Source organism: Dermacoccus sp. Ellin185, from assembly GCF_000152185.1.
Taxonomy (GTDB): domain Bacteria; phylum Actinomycetota; class Actinomycetes; order Actinomycetales; family Dermatophilaceae; genus Dermacoccus; species Dermacoccus nishinomiyaensis.
In genome coordinates, this window is sequence record NZ_AEIQ01000088.1 from 1 (window position 1) to 22,708 (window position 22,708).

Here is a 22,708-nt window from a genome sequence, read left to right on the forward strand (position 1 = left end):
TTGCGGCCAGGCTTGTCGATGGTGCCTCGTGCGCTGCGTGTCATGCCGGCGACGTTGAGGTCTTCGACAGCGACGACGGCGTGCGAGGTCGCGAGTTGCTTGGTGATGGCGTGCAGGGTGCTCGCGCGGTGTTGGGCGACGGCGGCGTGCTCCCGCGCCAGACGAGCCCGAGCCTTGATGCGGCCCGTCGTGGGCGTGCCGTGCTGGCCACGCGCCGCCAACGAGTCACCGGGCGCAACGGCGGCGATGAGCGCCGCAGCCGCGAGGATGCCGCCGGACGCCCACGCCATCGGAATCGGGCCGACCCTGTCGACGAGGCGACGCGTCGGCAGCGACGGCAGATACATCGCGCCGACATGCAGGCTGATGACGAGCCCGACGTACGCGAGGTCGTGACGGTGCGCCTTCAGGTGGATCGAGCCTGCCGCGTGGCCCGCGACGCGCAGCGTCGGCCCGGCCCTGCACTGCACTGCACTGACCAGCGGGCGCCCCGACGCGTCACGCCTTACCCCGGAGTGCCGAGACGAGCGCGGGCAGCGCGGCGGCGGCGGGCGCACGCCAGACGAGCGTCGCGTCGTCGCCTCAGTTCGGTCTCGGCGGGGTTGATCTCGACGACGGGCACGCCCCGCGTCAGCGCCCGGTACGGCAGCCCGGCCGCGGGCTGCACGACCCCGGACGTGCCGACGCTGAGGACGAGATCGGCGCGCTCGAGCGCGGCCTCGGCGTGCGCGAACGGCTCCTGCGGCAGTTCTTCGCCGAACCACACCACGCCGGGGCGCACCGCTGCGCCACACACCGGGCAACGCGGCGGGGCCAACCGCTCGACGGGGTCGGACGGCAGCGCGAGTGCGGCGTCGTCGGCTTCGTCGAAGGGGGTGTCGCACTCAGAGCAGCGCAACGCGAAGATGCTGCCGTGCAGGTGCGCGAGGACACTGCTGCCCGCGCGTTCGTGGAGGTCGTCGATGTTCTGCGTGACGATCCACAGGTTCGCCCGCTCGGCGTCGGCCCAGTCGGCGAGTGCGCGATGGCCGACGTTGGGCTGGACATCGCGAATGAGCTTGGCCCGCCAGCGATACCAGGCCCAGACGAAGTCGGGGTCGCGCTCCCACGCGTCGATCGTCGCGAGCTCCTCCGGGTCGTGGCGCTCCCACAGGCCCGTGTGCGCGTCGCGGAACGTGGGGATGCCGCTCTCGACGCTCATCCCCGCGCCCGTGAGGACGACGACGTCACGTGCATCGCGCGCCAGGTCGAGGACTGCGTCGAGGGGTTCCGAAGCTGGCGTGGGCATGCCTCAGCGTAGGCGCCACCCCAGCTGCGAGGTCGCCCGCGCCGCCGAGATGCCCGACCGAACGTGCCCCAGACCAGACGATCGCCTAGGTTAGGTAGACCTCATTCATCGCGACGACGCGGAGGCTCTCATGCCACTCAGGACGATCGAACGCGGGCTGCATGCCGCGTACTCGGCGGCCGCCTCGCTCACCATGGCCCTGCCACCGGAGCGCGAGACCTGGCCGACGACACCCGCCGAGGTGCGCGCCGTCGAAGCGCTGTGCCCGGCCTTCACCCGCGTCACCCTGCACGCCGAGATGTTCCGCACGCTCGAACTCACCGGTCCCGACGAGTACTTCGGCCTCTTCATGCCGCCGGCCGGCGCACCCGTCGTCACCCCGCCTGATGACGAACGCGACCCCCGCAGCGCCGTCGCCGCCATGGACGATGCCGTGCGCCCGCAGCTGCGCTGGTACACGATCCGGATGCTGCGCCCCGAGCACGCCGAGATCGACGTCGACATCGTGGACGTCGGCCACGACGGGCCCGGCGCGCGCTGGCTGCGCGACGTCAGGGTCGGTGACGAGGTCGGGGTGCGCGTCCAGTCTGCGCTCTACAGCGCGGCGCCCGCGGGCGGGCATCACGTGCTCGTCGCCGACGAGACGGGCCTGCCCGGCATGCTCGCCATCGTCGACGCAGCCCGCGAACGGGCGACTGGAAAAGGTGAAGACTCGCAGAACACGCAACCCCGCCTCACCTGCGTCGTCGAGGTCCCTGATGCGACATACCTGCACCCGGAGGTCGCCGACGCCGGCATCACCGTCGTGCAGCGCGGCACGGATGCGTCCGGTTCGGCCGCCGTCGCGGCACTCGCAGACCTCGACGTCGACGACGCCGACTACGCGTGGGTGTGTGCGGAGGGCGGCGCGGTGGCCGCGATCAAGCGTCACCTGACGAAAGAGCGCGGCCTGTCACGGCGCGCCATCACGGCGAGTGGCTTCTGGTCGGTGGGCCGCCCGCGCCCGTGAGGCCTCGCCCATGCGGCCGGCGCTGGGCATCTCATCATGTGGGGCGACATAGCCATGCACACCGAGCGCGACGACCATGATGTGAGCAACACCTCACACACTCGGATGCAGACCCCATGCGCGACACTCGTCGCAATGCTTCAGCCCTCATCCTCATCGGCGGGCTCACCCTGACGGCCCGCGGAACGGACGCGGCGGATTCGTCGCCCAGCAGTGCGTCCCCCAGGGCTGCGGCTGCGTCGTCGCTGCCCGTCACGCCGGCGATCAGCGCGTCGAGCACGAACAAGCAGTCGGCGTTCACCGTCACGCAGTTCGACAGCACCAGCGATTCGGGCTGGACGGCCACGTTCCAGGTGCTCAGCTCGCCGGCCGGCAACATCCTCGTCGACCCCGGCATGTAAGACGCGGAGGTCGCCGACCACGTGAAGTCGATCGGCGGCGTCGACGCGATCATGATCACCCACGGGCACTGCGACAAGCTGCGCGGCCTCGCCGTGGAGATGAAGACGAATGCGAAGGCCGTCGCGTTGATCCACGAACTCGACCAGCCCTACCTGCACGATCCGAAGCGCAACTGCTCCATCGCGGAGGGCACCTCGCGCACGACCGACGCGAAGACCTCCACCTTCAAGGAGTCCACGACGACGATCGCCGGCCACCGCGTCCCGCCCATCCACCTGCCGGCCACACCGAGGGCAGCACGATCTTCTGGTTCCCGGACGACAACACGATGATCGGCGGCGACACGGTCATGAGCACGCAGATCGGCAGCGCCTCGCTCCCGGGCGGCATCGAGGCCTCACGCACCGCGCCGATCGCGAAGTTCAAGAAGCTGACGTTCCCCTCGGATACGCGCAGATACAACGGCCACGACGCCTCGACGACGCACGCCGAACTCATGAAGTCGCACTCCGACCTCGCCTGAGCCCCTTCTCCGACACCGTAGGTCTGTCACCGCTGAGCCCCGCCCTATTGAGCGATGCTCAACAAGAGTGATAGACAGGGTGAGGCGCGTCACGGCGCCACGTCCCCGAGCAAGGAGCCACGGTGCAACGGACACTACGAGACGAGGACAAGGCCCTGCAGCGCGAGCTGCGCGCCTTTGCCGAGAGCTTTCCCGACCACATCAAGACCGGATACATCGCTGACGGCGAGGTGGTGCCCGAGTTGCTGCGCGAAGGTCAGCGCATCCTCGACGACGCCGACCTGGCCGCACCCCACTGGCCGACCGAATGGGGTGGGCGCGGCTGGGACGAACTGCAGCTGCACATCTACCGTTCCGAACTGCAGCGTGCCGGCGTGCCGATGCCGCTCGCGTTCAACACGAGCATGGTCGGCCCCGTCATCGCCGCGTTCGGCTCGCAGGAACTCAAGGAGCGTTTCCTGCCGAAGACGAAGAGCTGCGAGATCTGGTGGTCGCAGGGCTTCTCCGAGCCGGACGCCGGCTCCGACCTCGCGTCCCTGCGCACGACAGCGGTGCGCGAGGGCGACGAGTACGTCGTCAACGGACAGAAGACGTGGACGACGCTCGGGCAGTTCGGTGACTGGATCTTCACCCTCGTGCGCACCGACCCGAGCGCCGACAAGCCGCAGAAGGGCATCTCCTTTCTCCTCATCGACATGTCCTCCCCCGGCCTCACGGTGCGCCCGATCAAGCTGATCGACGGCCGTCACGAGGTCAACGAGGTGTTCTTCGACGACGTCCGCGTGCCCGCCGACCAGCTCGTCGGCGAGGAGAACCGCGGCTGGGACTACGCGAAGTTCCTGCTCGGCAACGAGCGCACGAGCGCCGCGCCCGTCGGCTCGATCAAGGCGGCGCTCGCCGCGGCGAAGGAGCACGCGAAGGCCACACGCAGCCCGCACGGCACCGCCCTCGACGAGCCACTGCTCGCCGCGCGCTTCGCCCAGCTCGAGGCCGAGGTCATGGCGCTCGAACTGACGGTGCTGCGCGTCGCGGGTGACTCGCGTGACGGGCGCCCCGACCCGGCGTCGTCGATCCTCAAGCTGCGCGGCAGCCAGCTGCAGCAGGACGTCTACGAACTCATGGTCGACGTGGCCGGCGTCGACGCCCTCACCTGGTACACGGGCGAGTGGGGCAGCGAGACGCTGCCGCGGTATCTCAACTACCGCAAGGCGTCGATCTACAGCGGTTCCAACGAGGTTCAGCGCAACATCATCTCCGGCGGCATCCTTGGACTGAAGGGCTGAATCATGGACTTCACACCCACCGAAGAACAGCGCGCGTTGCAGAGCGCGGTGCGCGACCTCGCCTCGAGCCTCACGCCGAAGGACACCGGATCCGGCGCCCCCGCCGGCCCGCAGCCGTTTGACGCGGACGCCTGGGGCAAGCTCGCCGAGATGGGCCTGCTCGGGCTCGCATTCGCCGAGGACAAGGGTGGTTTCGGCGCGTCGGCCATCGAGGTGACGCTCGCCGCCGTCGAGCTCGGCGCGGCTCGCGTCACGCTCCCCTACGCCGATGCGATGGCGGCTGCGGCGGCCCTCGACGCGGCGAACTCGCCGCTGCTCGCCGACGTCATCAGCGGCGAGAAGCTCGTGCTCACCGCGTTCGGCGAGTCGGGTGCGACGTGGTCACCGGCCGCGAGCGCCCGCACCGCGTCGGGTAGCGAGCTGGCGGGTGAGGCTCGCGGCAACACCGACCTGTCGGCGGCGGACGCCATCGTCACGACCGCCGGCACGGGCGACGACGTCGGGGTCTACCTCGTCGAATCCCCCACCGTCGACGGCCCGAAGGTGACGCTCGACGGCGCCCCCGCGACGCGGCTCGGCGGCCGCGAGGTGCTCGACGCTGCGCTCGCACTGGGCAACGTCGCACAGTGCGGCGAGGCGCTCGGAGCGATGGGAGCCGCGCTCACACTGACGGTCGAGTACCTCAAGACGCGCAAGCAGTTCGGCGTGCCGATCATGCGGTTCCAGACCCTCACGCAGCGCGCCGCCGACATGTACGTCGGCGTCGAGCTGACGCGCAGCGCCGTGCTCTACGCGGCGATGGCGCTCGCCGACCCCGGTGAGGGCGACGACGCGCTCGACCTCGACGCCATCGTGTCGCGGACGAAGTACCTCGTCGGCACCTACGGCCGGCTCGTCGGCCAGGAGGCGATCCAGTTGCACGGCGGCATCGGCATGACGGCCGAGTACGCCGTCGGCCACTACACCTCGCGGCTCGCGACGATCGAGCGAACCTTCGGCGACACCCGTCAGCACCTCGCGGCCCTGGCGGCCGGCGTCGGCGGGCACACGTCGGTCGACGTCGTCTGAGACTGCTCGCACGACGAACGCCGGGCGGCGAATGACGAACGGCGGGATGAGCATCCAAGCTCGTCCCGCCGTTCGTGTGTCATGCGCTCGTCGCCGACAAACCAGCGCCGCGGCGCTGCGTCAGCCGCGCGTCATCACGACGCGTTCGACGACTCGTCGCTCGCGGCATCGCGGTCGAGGCGCGCGAACCGGTCGAACACGGCCGCACCGATGGGCAGAGCGCGCTCGTCGAGCATGAACGCGGGGTGGTGCAGGTCGGTCTCGTCGCTGTCGCCATCCCAGACGCCGAGGCGCAGATAGATGCCGGGGATCTCTTCGGTGTACCAGCCGAAGTCCTCGCCACCGGACGACTGGTCGGCCTCGCCGACGCCGTCCTCGCCGAGGACGTCGGTGACCGCCTGGGCTGCGAGCTGCGCGCACGCCTCGTCGTTGACGACCGGCGGCACACCTTGCACGTAGTTGACCTCGGCCTTCACGCCGTACAGCTCGGCGACGCCCGAGATCGCGGGCGGCACGACGTCGGGCAGCTGCGCCCACGTGTCGCGGCTCGCGGAGCGGACGGTGCCGACGAGCGTCCCCTTCGACGGAATGACGTTCGCGGCGCTGCCGCCGGCCTCGATCGAGCCCCACGTCATGACGGTGCCCGAGCGCGGGTCGATGCGGCGGTCGATGACCTGAGCCGCGCCCGTCGCGATGCTCGCGAGCGCGTAGATGAGGTCGCCGGTCTCGTGCGGACGCGCGGTGTGCCCGCCGTCGGAGGTCAGCGTCACCTCGATCTTCGCGTTCGAGGACGTGATAGCGCCCGCGTGCACACCGACGTCACCGACGACGCGGTGCGGGTCGCAGTGAAGCGCGATGATGCGGTCGACGCCCTCGATCGCGCCGTCCTCGACGCAGTCGACGGCGCCGCCGGGCATCTGCTCCTCGGCGGGCTGGAAGATGAGGCGGACGGGGCGCGGCGGCGGGTTCTTCGCGAGCAGCGTCGCGGCGCCGAGCAGCATCGCCGTGTGCGCGTCGTGGCCGCAGGAGTGGCTGACGCCCTCGTTCGTCGAGGCGAACTCGAGGTCGGTCTCCTCATCCATCGGCAGCGCGTCGATGTCGGCGCGCAACGCGACGAGGTCGTCGGCCGTCGCGTCGTCGGCGGCGGGCACGTCACAGATCAAGCCGCTGCCGACGGAGAAACGTCGCACCTCGAACCCGAGACCTTCGAGCTGTTCGGCGACGTAGTCCGTCGTCGCCTTCTCCTCATAGCTCAGCTCGGGATTGGTGTGCAGGTGGCGGCGCCACTCGACGAGCTTGTCACGCAGGTCGTCGTCGATGCCGTCGTACGCCATGGCGGCCTCGTGTGCCGCGTCGACGTCGGGCTCGGAGTTCTTCCCACCCGTGTTCGCGTCGTTCTTGTCGGAGTCACTCACCGAAGATCCTTTCGCAGAAGGCCAAGACCCGCTGTTCCATGTCCCAGCGGTTGTTGAGACGTTCGAACTCGTGCCCCTCGTCGGGGAACAACAGCATCTCCGTCGGCACTCCCCGTGACGCGAGCACGCCCATCGCCTGGTAGGCCTCGGAGACGGGGACGTTCGAGTCGAGCTGGCCGTGGATGAACATCACGGGCACGTCGACGCGGGAGAACTGACGCAGCGGGGAGGCTTGCGCGAGCAGGTGCCGGTCGAGTTTGGGGTCGCCGTACTTGGGCATCGCCGCGGAGGCGATCCACGGGTCGGTGTCACGGTAGAACGTCTCGAGATCCGACATGCCGCACGCCGCGATGCCGCCGGCCCAACGCCCGGCGTGCCGGGTGAGCGACGCGTGCACGAGGTATCCGCCGTACGAGCGGCCCATGATGACGGCCTGGCCGTCGCGGGTGATCCCGGCGTCGATGAGGTGGTCGAGCGTGTCCTCGGCGTCGTCGATCGCCGCGAACCGGCCGTAACGGTCGTCGGCCTGTGAGAAGCGCCGCCCGCGTCCTGCTGAGCCACGCACGTTCGGCAGGAACACCGAGTGCCCGGTCGCCGCGAGCTTGCGCAGCACGTTGTTGTAGTCGGGGCGAGCCTGTCCCTCGGGGCCGCCGTGGAAGTAGACGATCGTCGGGGCGGGCTCGCTCCGCGCGGGCCCGACGGCCCGGTAGAGCCACCCGGACAAGCGCATGCCGTCGCGCGCCTCGTAGTGGAGCAATTCGGGGATGATGTCCGCTTCGCCCCACGCGGACAACACCGGCCGGCCACGTTCGTCCGTCGGGCGCGCGGGTGACATCGTGTCGAGGCCGTCCTGGTCGGCCAGTGCGTCAGCGCCGCTCGCGCCGACGTCGTCACCGGTCGCTGCGTGCCCGGCCGTCTCGTCGTCCGAGCCGCTCTCACGGGGACGGTTCTCGGCCACGCTCTCACCGACGGCGTCGCTCACCGCGTCGTCGACCGCCGTTGCGACAGCGCGGAACTCGTCGCCGACCCAGCGTCGGGCGGCCACGTCGTAGACGACGACGGTGGGCGGAAACTCGGGTCCGGCGACGGTGAGGGCGAGCAGCGACCCGTCCGCCGTCAGCGACGGCGTCGTCGCGATGAGCGACGGCAGCTCGGGCAGGTCGACGACGCGGGCGCGCCCACCCGTCAGGTCCACGATCTGCAGGTCGCACCACCCCTCGTCGTTCCACAGGACGGCCGCCACGGAACCGTCGAGGGAGACGGCGAACTCCTCGACGTCGGCGTCCTCACGTTCGAGGAGCACCTCGACGTCGTGGGCGTGCTCGGTGGGTGTGAGCCGCAGCAGTCGGAAGCGTTCGGCGCTGTGGTCGCTGCGCACGATGAAGCTGGGGCGATCCCCGTCGAACGTGACGAATCCGCGGTCGGTGGTCGAGCCGTTGTCGACCGGCATGAGGGGGCGCCAGGTGCCGTCGTCGTCGATGGCCAGGAGCTCACGGTTGCCGCGCGAGCCGACGCGGAACAACGAGACGTTGCCACGCGAGTGCGTCAGGGCGCCGCCGGTGCGCCGGTCGACGACGCGCGTCTCCCCCGTCACCGGATTGAACAGGCGGCCCTCGACGGTGCCCTCGCGGTCGAAGACGGAGACGGCGACGAAGTCGTCGTCCCAGCTGACGAGCTCGACCGTCTCGTACGCGGCGAGGTCGACGGTGTACGAGTTCGCGTCGTCCGGGTCGGAGGTGACGAACCAGATCTGCTCGCGGTCACCACCGTCGGGTGCGACCTCGCAGGCGAGCCAGTGCCCGTCGGGTGAGTACAGGACGCGCCGCACACCACCTTCGACGGGAAGACGCACCTCGCGCTCCTCGCCGACGATCGGAACCCCGTCGTCGTCGAGCGGCATCTGCAGTGCGAAGGGAAAACGGTCCTGTTCGACGACGACGCACGCGAGCAGCCGCCCGTCGGGCGAGAGCGCAGGGTCCTTGACGTACCGGTCCAGCGTGCGCGGGCGTGGCGGGGCGCGGTGCTCGGCGGGTGGCGCGTAGGAGGTCAGGACGTGGGCATGCTCGGGTTCGGGCGGGCTGACGTCGTTCACGTCAGCCGATCCTAGGCGCCCGGGGGGCCAGACCTCCAGAGCGAGCGCGCCTGGTTCGTCTCCGGATGCCGGAGAACCGACCTCGCGGGTCATGATCGACGTGGTGCCGCGGAGTCGTCGGGGCCAGGAACATCACCTGACGCGGCCGTGGCAGCGTCACCGCGATCGGCGCCCACCGCGGTCTCGGATGGGGTCTGCGACGAGGCTGCAGCCGGCGCTGTCGGTGCAGGTGAGCGCAGGATCCACGTGTCCTTGCCGCCACCGCCGCGGGAGGTGTTGACGATGAGCGAACCAGCCGGGGCCGTTCGGGTGAGGGCGGCAGGGACGGTGTGGGCGCTCAGCTTGCGCGCATCGAGGACGCTGGGTTCCCCCGACTCGCCGGGCGCACTCCCGGGCTGCTTGGTGGCGCGAACGTGCACGAACGCCCGCAGGTCGACGTGCCGCGGGTGGATGCAGGTGCGTCCGCTCTCGTCGGCGGCGTAGGTGGGCAGCGTCGACAGGCGCACGATGTCCTGCGCGATGAAGTGGTCGGGATGCGCCCGCAGCTGCTCGGCGCGTTCGTCGAGCTCGGCTGGGGAGCACTCCGGCCCGATGGTGATGCCGGCGCCGCCGTAGCCGTCGACGGGTTTGACGACGCGTTCGTCGAGCCGTGCGATGACCTCCTCGACCTTGCCGGGTTTGTGGCACAGATCGGTGGGGACCTGTTCGAGCAGGGGCTCCTCGTCGAGGTAGAACCGGATCATGTCGGGCACGAGCGCGTACACGGCTTTGTCGTCGCCGACGCCGTTGCCGAATGCGTTGACGAACGCGAGACGGTGGTGGGCGAGGGCGTCCTCGAGTCCGGGGCCGAGTGGTTGACCGTCGCAACCGAGGGCTGCGAACAGTTGATCCTTCTCGATGCGCGCGTAGACGACGTCGAGTGGGCGCAGCGTCGTCGCGTCCTGCAGGTGCAGGCGCCCGTCGACGACGCAGAGGTCCGCGGGCGTGCAGACGGGCATGCCGACGAACTCGGCGATGCGGCGGTGCTCGAACCAGGCGGAGTCGCCCTCGCCCGTCGAGACGAGCGCAAGCCCTGGGTCGTCGGGGTTCGCGGCGTGCGCAGGTGCCGCGGCCTGCAGCGTCTCGCGCAGCATCGCGAATCCGTCGCGGGGCTCGAGCAGGTCGTACTCGCTGATCACGTCGGCGAACGTGTCGTTCGCCATCGCGCGAAGGAAGTGCGAGAACACCACGCCGGAGGGAACACGAAGGTTGTCCTCGAGGACGAGCCATCGCCCGTCGGCGCACACGAGATCCATGCCGCAGATATGGGCTCGCACGGAACCGGAGGGTTGGAGGCGGCCTTCGTCGACGTAGCCCGGTGAGCGTTCGATGTCGTCGGCGTCGACGACCCCAGCCTCGATGATGCGTCGCGGCCCGTAGATGTCGTCGAGGAACGCGTTGAGGGCGCGGGCGCGTTGTTCGAGGCCCGCGCTCAGGTCGGCCCACGTATCAGCGTCGATGATGCGGGGGATGAAGTCCGTCGGGAAGATCCGGGGTTCGTCCTCACCGCTGACGCGGAAGGTGATGCCCTCAGCCGTCTCCATGGCCTCTGCTCGTTCTTGCCGGGCCGCCCGCTCGTCATCACTGAGCGCAGCGATTGCTGCCAGGGCTGCGACGTAGGCGAGGCGGGGCGCGCCGTCCGCGTCGACGGCTTCGTCCCAGGCCTTCGCGACCGACGTGAGGCCGGCTTCGGTGGCTTCGAGCGTCTGCGTTTCGGCGTTCGCGCCCGGGTGCACGTCGGTGGGGCCGTTGTCGTGCAGCCCGAGCAGCGCGCCCTCGTTCGACAGGCCTGACGACGGGTCGTTCTCAGAGGCGGGCATGCCTCGTTTATACGCCGCCGCCGGACCGCGCAGACCCCGAATCGGCTTTTCCACCACACCGATTCGGGGCGTTCGATGCTCGGACGACGATCAGACGACGCCGAGCGCGAGCATCGCGTCGGCCACCTTGACGAAGCCCGCGATGTTGGCGCCGCGCACGTAGTCGCCCGGCACGTCGTAGGCGTCGGCCGTCTCCTCGCAGGTGCGGAAGACGCCGTTCATGATGGCGCGCAGGCGTTCTTCGGTGTGGTCGAACGACCACGAGTCGCGGGAGGCGTTCTGCTGCATCTCGAGGGCGCTCACCGCGACGCCGCCGGCGTTCGACGCCTTGCCGGGCGCGAAGAGGACGCCGGCCTCCTGCAGCAGGGCGGTCGCTGCGGGCGTCGTCGGCATGTTGGCGCCTTCGGCGACGGCGATGCAGCCGTTCGACACGAGGGTGCGCGCCGCGTCGTCCGGGAGCTCGTTCTGGGTGGCGCAGGGCAGGGCCACGTCGCACGGCACGTCCCAGATGCTTCCTTCGGAGACGAATCGGGCGCCCTCGTGCTCGTCCGCGTATTCGCTGATGCGTCCGCGCCTGGATTCCTTGAGTTCGCGCATGGCGTCGATGTCGAGGCCCCGCTCGTCGACGACGTACCCGCCGGAGTCGCTCATCGCGACGACGGTGCCGCCCAGCTGGGTGACCTTCTGTGCGGCGTAGACGGCGACGTTGCCGGAGCCGGAGATGACGACCTTCGCGCCGTCGAAGGAACGGTTCTGCGTCGCGAGCATGCGTTCGGTGAGGAACACGAGGCCGTACCCGGTGGCTTCGGTTCGCGCCTGGGCGCCACCCCAGGTGAGGCCCTTGCCCGTGAGCACTCCGGCCTCGTAGCGGTTGGTGATGCGCTTGTACTGGCCGAAGAGGAAGCCGATCTCGCGGCCGCCGACGCCGATGTCGCCGGCGGGCACGTCCGTGTATTCACCGATGTGGCGGTACAGCTCCGTCATGAACGACTGGCAGAAACGCATGATCTCGGCGTCGGAGCGGCCCTTCGGGTCGAAGTCGGAGCCGCCCTTGCCGCCGCCGATGGGCATACCGGTGAGCGCGTTCTTGAAGACCTGTTCGAAGCCGAGGAACTTGACGATGCCGAGGTAGACGCTGGGGTGGAAGCGCAGGCCACCCTTGTACGGTCCGAGCGCCGAGTTGAACTCGACGCGGAATCCGCGGTTCACCTGCACGCGGCCGTCGTCGTCGACCCACGGCACGCGGAAGATGATCTGACGCTCGGGCTCCGCCAGACGCTCGATGATGCTCGACTCGACGTAGTCGGGGCGTCGCTTCAGCAGCGGGCCCAGGCTGGCGAGCACCTCGTCGACAGCCTGGTGGAACTCAGCCTCTCCGGGGTTGCGGCGCAGGATCGTCTCGCGCACGGTTTCGAGCTGGGGTTCGAGCCGCTCAGGCATGTGTTCTCCTCATCGTGGTGTCCCGCCACCTTACGAGCGGATGCCTGTGACGGCCATGTGACGTTGGCCCGGTTCGGAACTCCACTCGAGTGTGGGTGAGTCACGACTCGCCGAGGAGCCTTGCCAGTTCTGCGCCAACGGAGTGAGACGCGAATCGACGACCGCCCACACGATCGCGTGATCGATCACCCCGTACTCATGGCAAGGATGTTTCGCATTCCATAGACGCGCTCTAGACGTCGGCAACATAGACAACCTCCGCCTGCGCGAGAGCTGAGTCACGGAAATACGGGTTGCGGATGGCGCGCTTCACCACGAGGTCAACATCGCGTTCGAGGATCCTGCTCCTGTCGTCACGGAGGGCGCAGAAGTCCTCCAGCGGATCGGGGCGATCAGGGAGGAAATCGACCAGAGAGTCGACGTCGCTGTTGTGATGAGAAGTCCCCGCAGCAGCTGAGCCGAACAGGGACAACTCGGCCACGCCGTGACGTTCTGCGACGCGGCTGATCGCCTCGTGGTCCAGGCTCACGACGGAAGGCATGCCCTGCGTATCGCACCGCAGGCTGGATCGACCACAGCACCGGCGGACGCCCGCGACGGGTCGCCTGCGTCCACCACAGGGATCGAGTCAGTCCGTGTAGCCGATGCTCATGTCGACGTCGTCGATGTCGCCGAGTGTCAGCAGTTGCACCCTCTGCCGGCGCCGCAGCTTGCGTGCGAACGCCTGCCGGATTTCGCGGTTCTTCCCACGCCTGCATTGGGGGCAAGAATAGCCCGTGTGGATTCTCTGCCTAACCATTCTCCCGCTCCGCCCACCATCGTCGAGCGCACTCCTCAGAGACTCGTCCTCGCCGATAGAAGTGAGGTGCGCAGCCAACTCACGACCGATATCGTGTGACACCGCACGATGAAACGGGGAATCGGACGTGTACATGCTCAGGCTGGCCCCGAGGCACGTCGGCGGCGGCGTATCTGTCGCTGCTCGCCGGTGAGGCGACGATGACGACGACCGTCGAGGCGTTCGAGAACGTCGAATCGGCGCACTTCAAGGCGAAGGACATTCTGGGCGCCTCGCGCTTCGCCCTGCTGCCGACGGACAACCCGCACGTCACGTCGGATCTGAAGAAGATCGCCGACGGCAGGGCGCTCAGCCCGGTGCTGCTCGTGCGTGGTGACGCGACGAGCGGACGCGACGCCATCATCGCCGACGGTTATCACCGGGTCTGCGCGAGTTATCACACGGACGAGAACACCGACGTGCCTGTGCGCATCGTCGACCTCGCGCACCGTTCCGCCTGAGGTCGCGACGGACGTGAACTTCGCGCAACTCGCTCTCATCTGTCTCGTCGCGGTGCTCGGGCCGCTGTTGTCGTTGCCGCGCGCGGTGAGGTTGCCGGTCGTCATCGGCGAGCTTGTCGTCGGGCTCGCGCTCGGGCAGACCGGCGCGCGGGTGCTCGACCCGCATGACGGCACGTTCGCGTTTCTCGCGGACGTCGGGTTCGCGCTCGTCATGTTCGTCGCCGGCACGCACGTGCCGGTGCGCGACAAGGCGCTGCGCACGGGTGCGTCGATCGGCGTGGCGCGGGCGGTCGCCGTCGGGGTGCTCGCCGCGCCCGCAGGATGGGCGATCGCGCACGTGTTCGGCACGGGGCACGCGGGGCTGTACGCGGTGCTGCTGGCGAGTTCTTCGGCGTCGATCGTCATGCCGGCGCTGCAGGGTATGCCGCTGACGGGGCCCTCGATCGTCGCGATGCTGCCGCAGTTGGCGCTCGCGGACGCGGCGTGCATCGTCGCGTTGCCGTTCGCGATCGATCCGGCGCACATGTCGCGGGCGGCGATCGGCGCTGCGGCGGTCGTGGCGGTGTCGCTCGTCGTGTTCTTCGTGCTGCGGTTCGTCGAGCAGCGCGGGTATCGACGGCGGGTGCACGAGGTGTCGGAGGATCGCGGGCTGGCGCTCGAGCTGCGGGTGACGCTGACGATCCTGTTCGCCGTCGCGGCGCTCGCGCAGTGGCGGCACGTGTCGATCATGCTCGCCGGGTTCTGCGTGGGGTTGGCCGTCGCCGGTGTCGGTGAGCCGAAGCGCGTCGCGAAGCAGGTGTTCGCGCTGACGGACGGGCTGTTCGCGCCGATCTTCTTCGTATGGCTCGGGGCGTCGCTCAATCTGCGTGACCTCGCGGCGCACCCGGACGCCGTCGCGCTCGGTGTGACGCTGGGGTTGAGCGCCCTCGTCGTGCACGGCGCGATGGCGGTGACGAAGCAGCCGTGGCCGGTCGCCGTCACGACCGCGGCGCAGATGGGTGTGCCCGTGGCAGCCGCGACGACGGGGACGCATCTCGGTGTGCTGCGACCTGGCGAGGACACGGCGATGCTGCTCGGCGCGCTCGTGACGATCGTCGCGACGGCGGCCCTCAGTGGCCCGCTGGCGAAGGTGGCGCAGCAGGACGGCCGCGTCGATCCGCCACCCACCCCTTAAACATTGAAGCGGAACTCGACCACGTTCCGTAGCCGAATAACCTCTCGACCCACCGCTCCACATCATCCCCGAGCGGCACCCAATGCCGTAGCTCGGTCCAGACCCCGTTACCATTCTTCGACCTGACGTACTTCTCACGGGGACAGGGGGCGATCAGATGTCAGAATCTGATCGCGCTCGCTCTCCTGCAAGCGCCCGGCGCAACAACTCCACCATCTCCTCATGATGAGTGCGCACATCTGCGTCGTTCCAACTCCCGGTCTCCGCCCGCCGTGCCATCAGCTCGAGTTTCAGGCTCTGCCGGCGAGCATCGTGGTTGTTCGCCTTCTGCGCTGGGAGGTAGTTGCTGAACTTCGAGTTGGTGCTCACAGTGACCAGCGCCAAGTTCCCGAACCAGTCGAGAAGGTGCGGATCCTCCAGGCGGTATGCGAAGGAGGAGTGCTCGATGTCCTCGGTGCCCGGGGAGAAGTGCTCCACGGAGGTGCGGTAGCTGAAGGTGAAGTCCCATTGGTTCATCTCCTCCACCAGCAGGTAGTCCAGGTACGTGAACACGATGCGCGGGATGGCGAAGCCGAGCGCCATCCCATCCGGGCCGGTCTCCTCCTTGTCCGGGTCCGGGGTCACCGCCTCGCGCAGGCGCTCGTGGGCATGGGACTCGAGACAGTGGAGGAAGCCCTGAGCTGTGATCGGCTCATCGTGATCGGTGAGCTCGGTGACGTAGCGAAGTGCATCGGTCATCCAGTGCATCGTGCGCGGGGAGGTGTAGGTGATGCGCAGCGCCGACTGTAGCAGCAGGATCCGTCGGTGCAGGCTGCGCGGGCCGGCACCGGATTCGTCAGCGGCGAAGGTCGAGGGGTACCGGGGAGTGTCCTGCCCGTTGTTGCCGCGACGGGACGATCCTCGCGCGAGCCGGTACAACGACCAGCTGCCAGGTTCCTCGTCCGTGGTGGATTCGTGCCCGGTGGTCAGCGTCGCATCACGCTTGAGAATGAAATGATCGAACAGGTAGCGGATGCGCAGCAGGTCCGTGGTGAACTTGCGCACCCAGTCAATCCGCTCCGGCGGCGGTAGTGAATCGACGCGTGCAGAGAAGCGCTGCACTAGCAGTTTGTCGTCGAGCTGACGATCATCCTCCCGTGCGGAGCCCCTGCCTGCTCCCTCCACCGCGAGAACCTGCAGCAGCAGAGTCGGGAACGTGATCTGCGATGTGAATCGCTCGCCGCCGTCGGCATCTTCCGACTCGGTCCTGACCGTGGTCTGGGAGTAGGCAGCCACCGCATCGTCGAGGGTCAGCGCGGTGGATTCGGGTGTGTTCGAAGCGTCGTCGGCGGCGGGCGAGGCCGCTTCGGAGGTGGTGTCGATGAGTTGTGCACGCAAGCGGGAGAAATCTGCTGTCGGCATCTGGTCCCAGTCGGGGCCGAAGACTTCTGCGCGTTGGGAGGTGTTTCCGGCAGTGGCGCTCATCCCCACGTAGTGCTCCATGTCGGAGCATGCTGTCCAGACGCGGTTCAGCAGGGCGCGATCGAGGGGGTCAGACAGGTATCGGAGGAGTCGCGCCTTGACGATGTCCACGGGACTGAGCTGCGCACCGCGCGTATTCATGATCTCGAAGTACCGATTCAGATCGGTGCTCCGGTCGATCGGCATGCGGACGACGAGGACCCTGGTGAGCAGATAGTCGATCACCTGGGGAGTCTGTAAACGGTCACCGTCGGCCCCGCCGTCCAGTAGCTGTTCGATAATCATCGATGCGCGGAGGATGCCGGAGTCCTCTCGATCCTTCTCATCCTCCGCCGGCTCATCGATCGTATCGGCGACGCCGCGGAGAGCGCGGGTGGCCTTCTCCCGAGCCTCGTAGGTGAGCGGCCGAAGCGGACCGATGCGGTCCTTCAAACCCGGCCGGGAAGAGAGCTTGACCAGCAGGATATACAAGGTGGTCAGGCGCTGCTGTCCGTCGATCACGTCGAGCGGCTCATCGGCCCGTTGCGGAGGGGCGACCACGAGGTTGCCAAGGAAGTAGTCCTTGGCCTCCTCCTGCTCGGCCTCGTCGAAGACGTCGTGGATCAGGCGGTGTATCTGCTCCTCGCCCCAGGTGTAATTGCGCTGGTAGAGGGGAATCGAATAGCTGGGAGCGTCCGGGCTGAAGAGCTGCCCGACGGGGATGGCCTGGACGTCATCCTGAGCGATGGTCTGTGTCATCTCAGCGGGACTCCTTCAGCAGGGTGAGGAGCCGTGCATCCTCCGGGTTGTCAGTCCGCGCCGTGCGCGGGGCGCTCATGTTCTCCAGCTCGATCTCCCGCGGATCGAGACTGTCGCGGATGGCGGAGAACAGGTTCACCTTGTTCAGGCCGTCCATATTGGTGCTGATCCCTCGTGCGTAGTTGTCCGTGGTTCTCCAGCCCAGACGCTCGTACGCCAAGCGGAGGGAGTATGCCCAGCGGAAGAGGTGGCGTCGTACCTGCGGCATATCGGCCTCGGAGTACTTGTTCGTGTAGTACAGGACCGCGGCGACGTACAGCTCCCGGCAGTACCTGAATCGCGCCCCGTCGTGGAAGACCGTGCGATCCGCAGTCGTGAGACCGGCTGTGTTGGCGTCGGAGAAGAGTTCCTCGTCCAGCCGCTCATACTCCTCGAGCATGAACGCGGCGTAGTCGAAGAAGGACTTACCCGCAGCGACCGGAGCATCGAGCTGGTGCTGGGCCCGCTTGAGATCTCTGCGGGTCACCGAGTCGGCATCAGGATAGGACCACTCCTGCAGGCCGGGAAGCACCGCCTTGGCAGCGCGATGGTATTCGGCCCCCGGCAGGCGGCGAGTGGATCTGCCGACTCCCTTGAAGAGGTCGAGGTCATCGGTGGTATATGCATGCGCTGGCATGTTGCGGCTCCACCAGTGGATGCGGGCCAGGTAGGTGCCGAAGAGCCGGTCCAGCTCGTTCTCGTCGGCCTTCTCCCATTGCTCGACCACGGCGCGCTGCTCGGCAGTGCTGGCATCTGCCATTTCGCGCAGGTGGAAGGCCTTGAGCAGGTCGTGCGGGCGCAGTGATTTGCCTCGGAAGTTCTGCGAGTCGAAGAACTGGAATGCCTCATCCTCGTCATCGGTGACGATCTTCAGAACTTTGGCTTCGGCGTCGAGGAATTCCCGGTACCTGTCGAGGCGCCCCGGAGAACGTTCGAGGTCGGCGACCCGTCGCGAGAGTTCCTGATGGACGTGGTGGATCGGGGTGTCCCCTGATTGGAGATGGGGGATTCTCTGGCCGCGCAGAAGCGCCCGCAGCAGATGGAGGGTCAGGATTCTCTGCTGTCCATCGACCACCTCGAAATGCGACTCCTGGGGACGCCTCAGGAGGATGACGGTGCCCATGATGTACGAATGCTCCGGCCTGCTATCGAGAGCCTCCGCGACATCCGTGAACAGCTGTGCCGCGATGCGTGGGGACCAGGAGTACGGGCGCTGGAAATCCGGTATGCGCAGGTCGGGACCTTGAGTGCCGAGCAGTTCGTCGACGGAGACGAACTGCAGCATCTCGGTGTTGATCGTCATGGTGTCGACGGTAATCGATAGGTAGGACGCTGTACCAGGGGTCGGGATCCGAAATTGCATCGTGCAGTCAGTGCTGGAGTGCATGCAGGAGCATGGTGTGCGGGCAACAACGACAAAACGGTCAAGATCGCAACTGCGATAACACTCCAGAGCTGGATCACTGAGCCCCCTTAGGTTAGACCGGAACTCGACTACACATTGAACCTAAATTCCACCACGTCGCCGCACATACCAACCTCTGCGCGTGCACAGCTTCCTGGACCCCGTCATGCCGTCTCCCCACAGCCCAGTCGCGAAGAACGATCCCCATCTCGGGCTCACGCAGGCTGTTAGGACCTCGCGCCCGTGCTCGTAAGCATCCAAGCGCACAGAGATTGAGACAACTCTCGGTAGTAGGTAGACTGACCTACCTACTACCGGAGGGCGACATGAATCAAGGATCAGCGCGAGAGCGGCTGCTCGATGCCGCAGCGAGACGCTTCTACGAGGACGGCGTGCACGCGACAGGGATCGACACGATCACTTCTGAGGCCGGGGTCGCGAAGAAGAGCCTCTACAACAACTTCTCGTCCAAGGCAGAGCTCGTCAGCGCTTATATCGATTCCCGCCACGAGGAGTGGCTCGGCCTCCACCAGGCACGTGCGGTGAAGGCGTCTACGGCAGCAGACCGAGTGCTGGCAGTGTTCGACGCCTACATCGACCACGCGAACGATGCCTACGGCAAGGGCTTCCGGGGATGCGGGCTGCTCAATGCGGCCGCCGAGTTCCCGGCCGGACACCCTGCTCGCTCGGCCGTGCGCGCGCACAAGGAGCAGGTGGAGCGGATTCTCGTCGAGAACCTGGAAGTCATGGCCACCGACGCCGAGGCGCTGGAGCTGGCCGAGCACTTCAGCTTCCTCCTCGAAGGAGCCGTCGCACGGGCAGGTCTCGAGGGCACCCCGGCGCGCCTGGAGCACGCCCGAGCCATCGCATCGCGGATGCTGGCCGCACTGTGAAGCGAGGCTCCCCCACCGGCATCTTCGCGGTGCTCGCCGCCGCCCTCCTGTGGGGTACCACGGGGACTGCGGCGACGTTCGCACCGACAGTCGGCCCGCTGGCCATGGGCGCGGCCGCGCTCGGCATCGGCGGGATCCTGCAGGCAGCCATCGCGGCCCCCTCGCTCCGCCGGGAACGACCCGCACTGTCTTCGCAACGTGGGACAGTGCTCGTCGGAGCCGCAGCCGTGCTGATCTACCCGCTGGCCTTCTACAGCTCGATGCATCTGGCTGGCGTCGCGGTCGGCACTGTTGTGTCCCTCGGCTCTGCCCCCATCGCCTCGGGCCTTCTGGAACGAGTGATCGAGCGACGCAGACTCAGCGGCTGGTGGATGCTCGCCGTAGCGCTCGGCATCGCGGGCAGCGCAGTACTGTGCGCTGCGAAGATGCACGACTCGCCGAGCGAGACGCTCCCCACGGTCGCCGGCGTCATCCTCGGCCTGGTTGCTGGCGCAACCTACGCCATGTACTCGTGGAGCGCTCACCGCCTCATGAACCGCGGCGTCGGGCGCGCGGCAGCGATGGGCGCTGTCTTCGGTCTGGGCGGCATTGCGCTGATGCCCGTACTCATGCTCACCGGCGCACCACTCATCGCTTCCGCCCAGCCCATGATGGTCGGGCTCTACATGGCAATGGTCCCGATGTTCCTGGGCTATCTGCTCTTCGGGTACGGCCTCACGCGCGTCACTCTAAGCGCCGCGACAACGCTCACCCTCGCTGAACCCGCAATCGCCGCCCTCCTGGCGGTGGTCATCGTCGGTGAGCGCCTCCCCGCCCTCGGCTGGGTTGGACTGGCGGGCATCTGCGCCTCGCTCCTGGTCCTCTCGCTCGCACCTGCGACACAGGCGCGTGCCGCCGAACCGTCGCGTTCTAGCGAGCTCCCGATAGGTCAGGAAGTCTGAATCAGTCGGCCTGAGATAGACGTCGGGCAAGACCTGGAGATCCGCCCAGGACCGGGATCAAATCACTTGGTGCGGCCCAAATAGCTCTGTGGAGAGGCTAAAGCGCAAATCTAAATTCCACCACGTCGCCGTCCTGCATGACGTAGTCCTTGCCTTCCATGCGGGCCTTGCCCTTCGCGCGAGCCTCGGCCACCGAACCACACTCGACGAGATCGTCGAATGAGATGATCTCAGCCTTGATGAAGCCCTTCTGGAAGTCGGTGTGGATGACGCCGGCGGCCATGGGCGCCGTCCAGCCCTTGCCGATCGTCCAGGCGCGCGTCTCCTTCGGCCCGGCCGTCAGATACGTCTGCAGCCCGAGCGTGTTGAAACCCTTGTGCGCGAGCTGCTCCAGGCCCGGCTCGGTGATACCGACCGACTCGAGCAGCTCCTTCGCGTCGTCCTCGTCGAGCTCGGCGACCTCGGACTCGAGCTGCGCATTGAGGAAGATCGCCTCCGCCGGCGCGACGAGCGCCTGCATCTCGGCCTGGAACGCCTCGTCCGTCAGCTGCGACTCGTCGACGTTGAACACATAGATGAACGGCTTCGCCGTCAGCAGCCCGAGCTCGCGGATCTCGCTCGTGTCGAAACCGACGGAGCTCAGCGTCTTGCCCTCCTCGAGCACCTTCTGCGCGGCCAGGGCAGCGTCATAGACCGACTTCTCGGTCTTCTTGCCCTTGACCTCCTTCTCCAGACGCGGCACAGCCTTCTCCAGCGTCTGCAGATCGGCGAGGATCAGCTCGGTGTTGATCGTCTCCAGATCCGAACTCGGCGACACCTTGCCGTCGACATGGTGCACGTCGTCATCGACGAACGCGCGCACGACCTGGCAGATCGCGTCCGCCTCACGAATGTTGGCGAGGAACTTGTTCCCCAGCCCCTCCCCCTCGGACGCACCCTTGACGATGCCCGCGATGTCGACGAACGACACCGTCGCCGGCAGGATCGCCGCCGAACCGAAGATCTCCGCGAGCTTCTTCAACCGCGGATCCGGCAACGGCACGACACCGACGTTCGGCTCGATCGTTGCGAAGGGATAGTTGGCAGCGAGCACGTTGTTCTTCGTCAGAGCGTTGAACATGGTCGACTTGCCGACGTTGGGGAGACCGACGATTCCGATGGTAAGAGCCACGAGAGAAGAGTCTACGTGCCACCGCCCGCGCCGGCTTCATCCGACGGACGCCTTCGACATCAGCGGCGCTGACACAATGACGCCATGCTCGTGCACCTGCGTCTCAACGTGCCGACGGACCTCACCGACGCCGTCCGCGACACCCTGAGCGACGACGCCCGCCTCACCAACCTCACCCACCTGCGCGGCGCGTCCCTCAAACCGGCCGGCGACGTCTTCGAAGCCGACGTCGCCCGCGAAGCCGCCACCGCCGTCCTCGACGACCTCAACGCCGTCGGCCTCGGCCACCGCGGCGGCATCGTCATCGGCCAACCCCTCGGCACCCCGTTCGACGCCGCGCACGACGTCGAAGAAGCCGCGCACGGCGACCCGGACGACGCCGTGATCTGGCACCTCGTCGAACGAGAGGCAGAGAAGGCGAGCTCACCGACGGCGACCTACCTCGTGTTCCTCTGCATCGCAACGGCCCTCGCGAGCATCGCCGTCATCACCGACTCGGCCGTCCTCGTCGTCGGCGCGATGGTCGTCGGGCCCGAGTTCGCCGTCATCGCCGCGATCTGCACCGGCATCGCCCTCGGACGTTGGCGCCTCGCCGCGCGCAGCGCCGCCACCCTGCTGTGGACATTCGCGTTCGCCATCGTCGTCATCATGCTCGCCGCCCTGCTCGCGGCATCGCTCGACGTCGTCTCGGCCGCCGACGTGACACGCCCCCGCCCTCAGACGGGCTTCATCTGGCGCCCCGACCTGTGGTCGTTCATCGTGGCGCTGCTCGCCGGCACGGCCGGGGTGCTCGCCCTGGCGACCGACAAGACGAGCGCCATGGTGGGCGTCTTCATCTCCGTCACGACGGTGCCCGCCGCCGGAAACCTCGCCCTCGGCCTCGCCATCTTCGACGCGGCCGAGATCACCGGATCCGCCGCGCAGCTCGCCATGAACCTCGCCGGAATGATCATCGCGGGCGTGCTGACGCTCGTCGTGCAACGCCTCGTCTGGCGCCACCTCAGCGACGCCATGCGCCACCGTTCCTCCGAACGGCGGCTACGCGCGCAACTCGGCCCGAGCCCGACCTCACCCGCCGCCGTCGCCCCACGGGAGCACTGACGCCGCCACCGCACGGTGGTGACAGGCGCCGACCTGGCACCTCCACCGCACACGCAGCGCACCGACAAACCTCGCCGCTCCGGGGTTGTCGGTGGCAGATGCTTGAG

At 68.0% G+C, this 22,708-nt stretch carries 21 protein-coding genes; 11 read left to right on the plus strand and 10 right to left on the minus strand.

Annotated features, from left to right (window positions below; all coding sequences use genetic code 11):
* Positions 1-470: transposase (locus tag HMPREF0321_RS09370; protein ID WP_006946130.1), on the minus strand; the 470-nt coding region annotated here is incomplete at its 3' end.
* 35 nt (positions 471-505) lie between these two features.
* Entirely contained in the window at positions 506-1,288 is a 783-nt protein-coding gene (locus HMPREF0321_RS09375) for an NAD-dependent deacylase (protein WP_006946279.1), read from the minus strand.
* A 130-nt stretch (positions 1,289-1,418) separates the two neighbouring features.
* Here HMPREF0321_RS09375 and HMPREF0321_RS14945 point away from each other — a divergent pair, with 130 nt between their 5' ends.
* From HMPREF0321_RS14945 to HMPREF0321_RS09405, 6 genes are all read left to right on the plus strand, one after another.
* Positions 1,419-2,297 carry a siderophore-interacting protein gene (locus HMPREF0321_RS14945; protein WP_006946106.1) on the plus strand — a complete coding sequence of 293 codons (879 nt, stop codon included), beginning with the start codon at positions 1,419-1,421 and terminating at the stop codon, positions 2,295-2,297.
* Positions 2,298-2,413: 116 nt separating this feature from the next.
* The gene (locus tag HMPREF0321_RS09385; protein WP_006946085.1) at positions 2,414-2,698 is read left to right on the plus strand and encodes a hypothetical protein; all 285 of its coding nucleotides are present in this window, start codon (positions 2,414-2,416) and stop codon (positions 2,696-2,698) included.
* A 21-nt stretch (positions 2,699-2,719) separates the two neighbouring features.
* The gene (locus HMPREF0321_RS09390; protein ID WP_006946233.1) at positions 2,720-3,031 is read left to right on the plus strand and encodes an MBL fold metallo-hydrolase; all 312 of its coding nucleotides are present in this window, start codon (positions 2,720-2,722) and stop codon (positions 3,029-3,031) included.
* 17 nt (positions 3,032-3,048) lie between these two features.
* Positions 3,049-3,222, plus strand: a complete 174-nt coding sequence (locus HMPREF0321_RS16525; RefSeq protein ID WP_175282484.1) for a hypothetical protein — start codon at positions 3,049-3,051, stop codon at positions 3,220-3,222.
* A gap of 122 nt (positions 3,223-3,344) precedes the next feature.
* On the plus strand, positions 3,345-4,505 hold the full coding sequence (locus HMPREF0321_RS09400) for an acyl-CoA dehydrogenase family protein (protein ID WP_006946290.1): 1,161 nt from the start codon (positions 3,345-3,347) through the stop codon (positions 4,503-4,505).
* A gap of 3 nt (positions 4,506-4,508) precedes the next feature.
* Positions 4,509-5,573, plus strand: coding sequence for an acyl-CoA dehydrogenase family protein (locus HMPREF0321_RS09405; RefSeq protein WP_006946075.1), 1,065 nt, complete (start codon positions 4,509-4,511; stop codon positions 5,571-5,573).
* Positions 5,574-5,707: 134 nt separating this feature from the next.
* Here HMPREF0321_RS09405 and HMPREF0321_RS09410 read toward each other — a convergent pair whose 3' ends face one another.
* The 5 genes from HMPREF0321_RS09410 to HMPREF0321_RS09430 all read right to left on the minus strand — a co-directional run bounded on the left by HMPREF0321_RS09410 (position 5,708) and on the right by HMPREF0321_RS09430 (position 12,920).
* The gene (locus tag HMPREF0321_RS09410) at positions 5,708-6,988 is read right to left on the minus strand and encodes an amidohydrolase (RefSeq protein ID WP_006946214.1); all 1,281 of its coding nucleotides are present in this window, start codon (positions 6,986-6,988) and stop codon (positions 5,708-5,710) included.
* Positions 6,981-9,080 (minus strand): prolyl oligopeptidase family serine peptidase, encoded by a 2,100-nt coding sequence (locus HMPREF0321_RS16785; protein WP_006946135.1) that lies wholly within the window; start codon positions 9,078-9,080, stop codon positions 6,981-6,983. Before HMPREF0321_RS16785 ends, HMPREF0321_RS09410 begins: the two co-directional genes overlap by 8 nt.
* 89 nt (positions 9,081-9,169) lie before the next feature.
* A complete protein-coding gene (locus HMPREF0321_RS09420) occupies positions 9,170-10,939 on the minus strand; it encodes a circularly permuted type 2 ATP-grasp protein (RefSeq protein WP_006946063.1) in 1,770 nt (589 codons plus the stop codon).
* 90 nt (positions 10,940-11,029) lie between these two features.
* Positions 11,030-12,379, minus strand: coding sequence for an NADP-specific glutamate dehydrogenase (gene gdhA / locus HMPREF0321_RS09425; protein WP_006946086.1), 1,350 nt, complete (start codon positions 12,377-12,379; stop codon positions 11,030-11,032).
* 232 nt (positions 12,380-12,611) lie between these two features.
* Positions 12,612-12,920: a nucleotidyltransferase family protein gene (locus tag HMPREF0321_RS09430; protein ID WP_006946148.1), complete on the minus strand. Its 309-nt coding sequence runs from the start codon at positions 12,918-12,920 to the stop codon at positions 12,612-12,614.
* Between the two features lie 458 nt (positions 12,921-13,378).
* On the opposite strand from HMPREF0321_RS09430, the gene HMPREF0321_RS09435 reads away from it, so the two are divergent.
* Both HMPREF0321_RS09435 and HMPREF0321_RS09440 read left to right on the plus strand, forming a co-directional pair.
* On the plus strand, positions 13,379-13,678 hold the full coding sequence (locus HMPREF0321_RS09435) for a hypothetical protein (protein ID WP_006946179.1): 300 nt from the start codon (positions 13,379-13,381) through the stop codon (positions 13,676-13,678).
* Positions 13,679-13,691: 13 nt separating this feature from the next.
* Positions 13,692-14,852: a cation:proton antiporter gene (locus HMPREF0321_RS09440; RefSeq protein WP_006946151.1), complete on the plus strand. Its 1,161-nt coding sequence runs from the start codon at positions 13,692-13,694 to the stop codon at positions 14,850-14,852.
* 153 nt (positions 14,853-15,005) lie between these two features.
* On the opposite strand, the gene HMPREF0321_RS09445 is transcribed toward HMPREF0321_RS09440, so the two are convergent.
* Both HMPREF0321_RS09445 and HMPREF0321_RS09450 read right to left on the minus strand, forming a co-directional pair.
* Positions 15,006-17,051, minus strand: coding sequence for a DUF262 domain-containing protein (locus HMPREF0321_RS09445; RefSeq protein WP_006946302.1), 2,046 nt, complete (start codon positions 17,049-17,051; stop codon positions 15,006-15,008).
* 1 nt (position 17,052) lies between these two features.
* On the minus strand, positions 17,053-18,393 hold the full coding sequence (locus HMPREF0321_RS09450; protein ID WP_006946161.1) for a DUF262 domain-containing protein: 1,341 nt from the start codon (positions 18,391-18,393) through the stop codon (positions 17,053-17,055).
* A 428-nt stretch (positions 18,394-18,821) separates the two neighbouring features.
* Between HMPREF0321_RS09450 and HMPREF0321_RS09455 the strand changes: the two genes are divergently transcribed.
* Together HMPREF0321_RS09455 and HMPREF0321_RS09460 are read left to right on the plus strand one after the other, a co-directional pair.
* The gene (locus HMPREF0321_RS09455) at positions 18,822-19,388 is read left to right on the plus strand and encodes a TetR/AcrR family transcriptional regulator (protein ID WP_006946191.1); all 567 of its coding nucleotides are present in this window, start codon (positions 18,822-18,824) and stop codon (positions 19,386-19,388) included.
* Positions 19,385-20,329, plus strand: coding sequence for a DMT family transporter (locus HMPREF0321_RS09460; protein WP_006946079.1), 945 nt, complete (start codon positions 19,385-19,387; stop codon positions 20,327-20,329). The genes HMPREF0321_RS09455 and HMPREF0321_RS09460 overlap by 4 nt, the downstream gene beginning before the upstream one ends.
* 97 nt (positions 20,330-20,426) lie before the next feature.
* Here the strand turns inward: HMPREF0321_RS09460 and ychF are convergent, their stop codons facing one another.
* Positions 20,427-21,500 (minus strand): redox-regulated ATPase YchF, encoded by a 1,074-nt coding sequence (gene ychF, locus HMPREF0321_RS09465; protein ID WP_006946293.1) that lies wholly within the window; start codon positions 21,498-21,500, stop codon positions 20,427-20,429.
* A gap of 84 nt (positions 21,501-21,584) precedes the next feature.
* Here ychF and HMPREF0321_RS09470 point away from each other — a divergent pair, with 84 nt between their 5' ends.
* Positions 21,585-22,601: a DUF389 domain-containing protein gene (locus HMPREF0321_RS09470; RefSeq protein WP_006946074.1), complete on the plus strand. Its 1,017-nt coding sequence runs from the start codon at positions 21,585-21,587 to the stop codon at positions 22,599-22,601.
* The last annotated feature ends 107 nt before the right edge of the window (positions 22,602-22,708 follow it).

Bases quoted from the DNA above. Each gene is read 5' to 3' on its own strand.
- HMPREF0321_RS09420 (WP_006946063.1), bottom strand. From the start codon at position 10,939: ATGCCCGCCTCTGAGAACGACCCGTCGTCAGGCCTGTCGAACGAGGGC.
- gdhA (WP_006946086.1), bottom strand. From the start codon at position 12,379: ATGCCTGAGCGGCTCGAACCCCAGCTCGAAACCGTGCGCGAGACGATC.
- HMPREF0321_RS09435 (WP_006946179.1), top strand. From the start codon at position 13,379: ATGACGACGACCGTCGAGGCGTTCGAGAACGTCGAATCGGCGCACTTC.
- HMPREF0321_RS09455 (WP_006946191.1), top strand. From the start codon at position 18,822: ATGAATCAAGGATCAGCGCGAGAGCGGCTGCTCGATGCCGCAGCGAGA.
- HMPREF0321_RS09385 (WP_006946085.1), top strand. From the start codon at position 2,414: ATGCGCGACACTCGTCGCAATGCTTCAGCCCTCATCCTCATCGGCGGG.
- HMPREF0321_RS09445 (WP_006946302.1), bottom strand. From the start codon at position 17,051: ATGACACAGACCATCGCTCAGGATGACGTCCAGGCCATCCCCGTCGGG.
- HMPREF0321_RS16525 (WP_175282484.1), top strand. From the start codon at position 3,049: ATGAGCACGCAGATCGGCAGCGCCTCGCTCCCGGGCGGCATCGAGGCC.
- HMPREF0321_RS09470 (WP_006946074.1), top strand. From the start codon at position 21,585: ATGCTCGTGCACCTGCGTCTCAACGTGCCGACGGACCTCACCGACGCC.
- HMPREF0321_RS09375 (WP_006946279.1), bottom strand. From the start codon at position 1,288: ATGCCCACGCCAGCTTCGGAACCCCTCGACGCAGTCCTCGACCTGGCG.
- HMPREF0321_RS09430 (WP_006946148.1), bottom strand. From the start codon at position 12,920: ATGCCTTCCGTCGTGAGCCTGGACCACGAGGCGATCAGCCGCGTCGCA.
- HMPREF0321_RS09450 (WP_006946161.1), bottom strand. From the start codon at position 18,393: ATGACGATCAACACCGAGATGCTGCAGTTCGTCTCCGTCGACGAACTG.
- HMPREF0321_RS09405 (WP_006946075.1), top strand. From the start codon at position 4,509: ATGGACTTCACACCCACCGAAGAACAGCGCGCGTTGCAGAGCGCGGTG.
- HMPREF0321_RS14945 (WP_006946106.1), top strand. From the start codon at position 1,419: ATGCCACTCAGGACGATCGAACGCGGGCTGCATGCCGCGTACTCGGCG.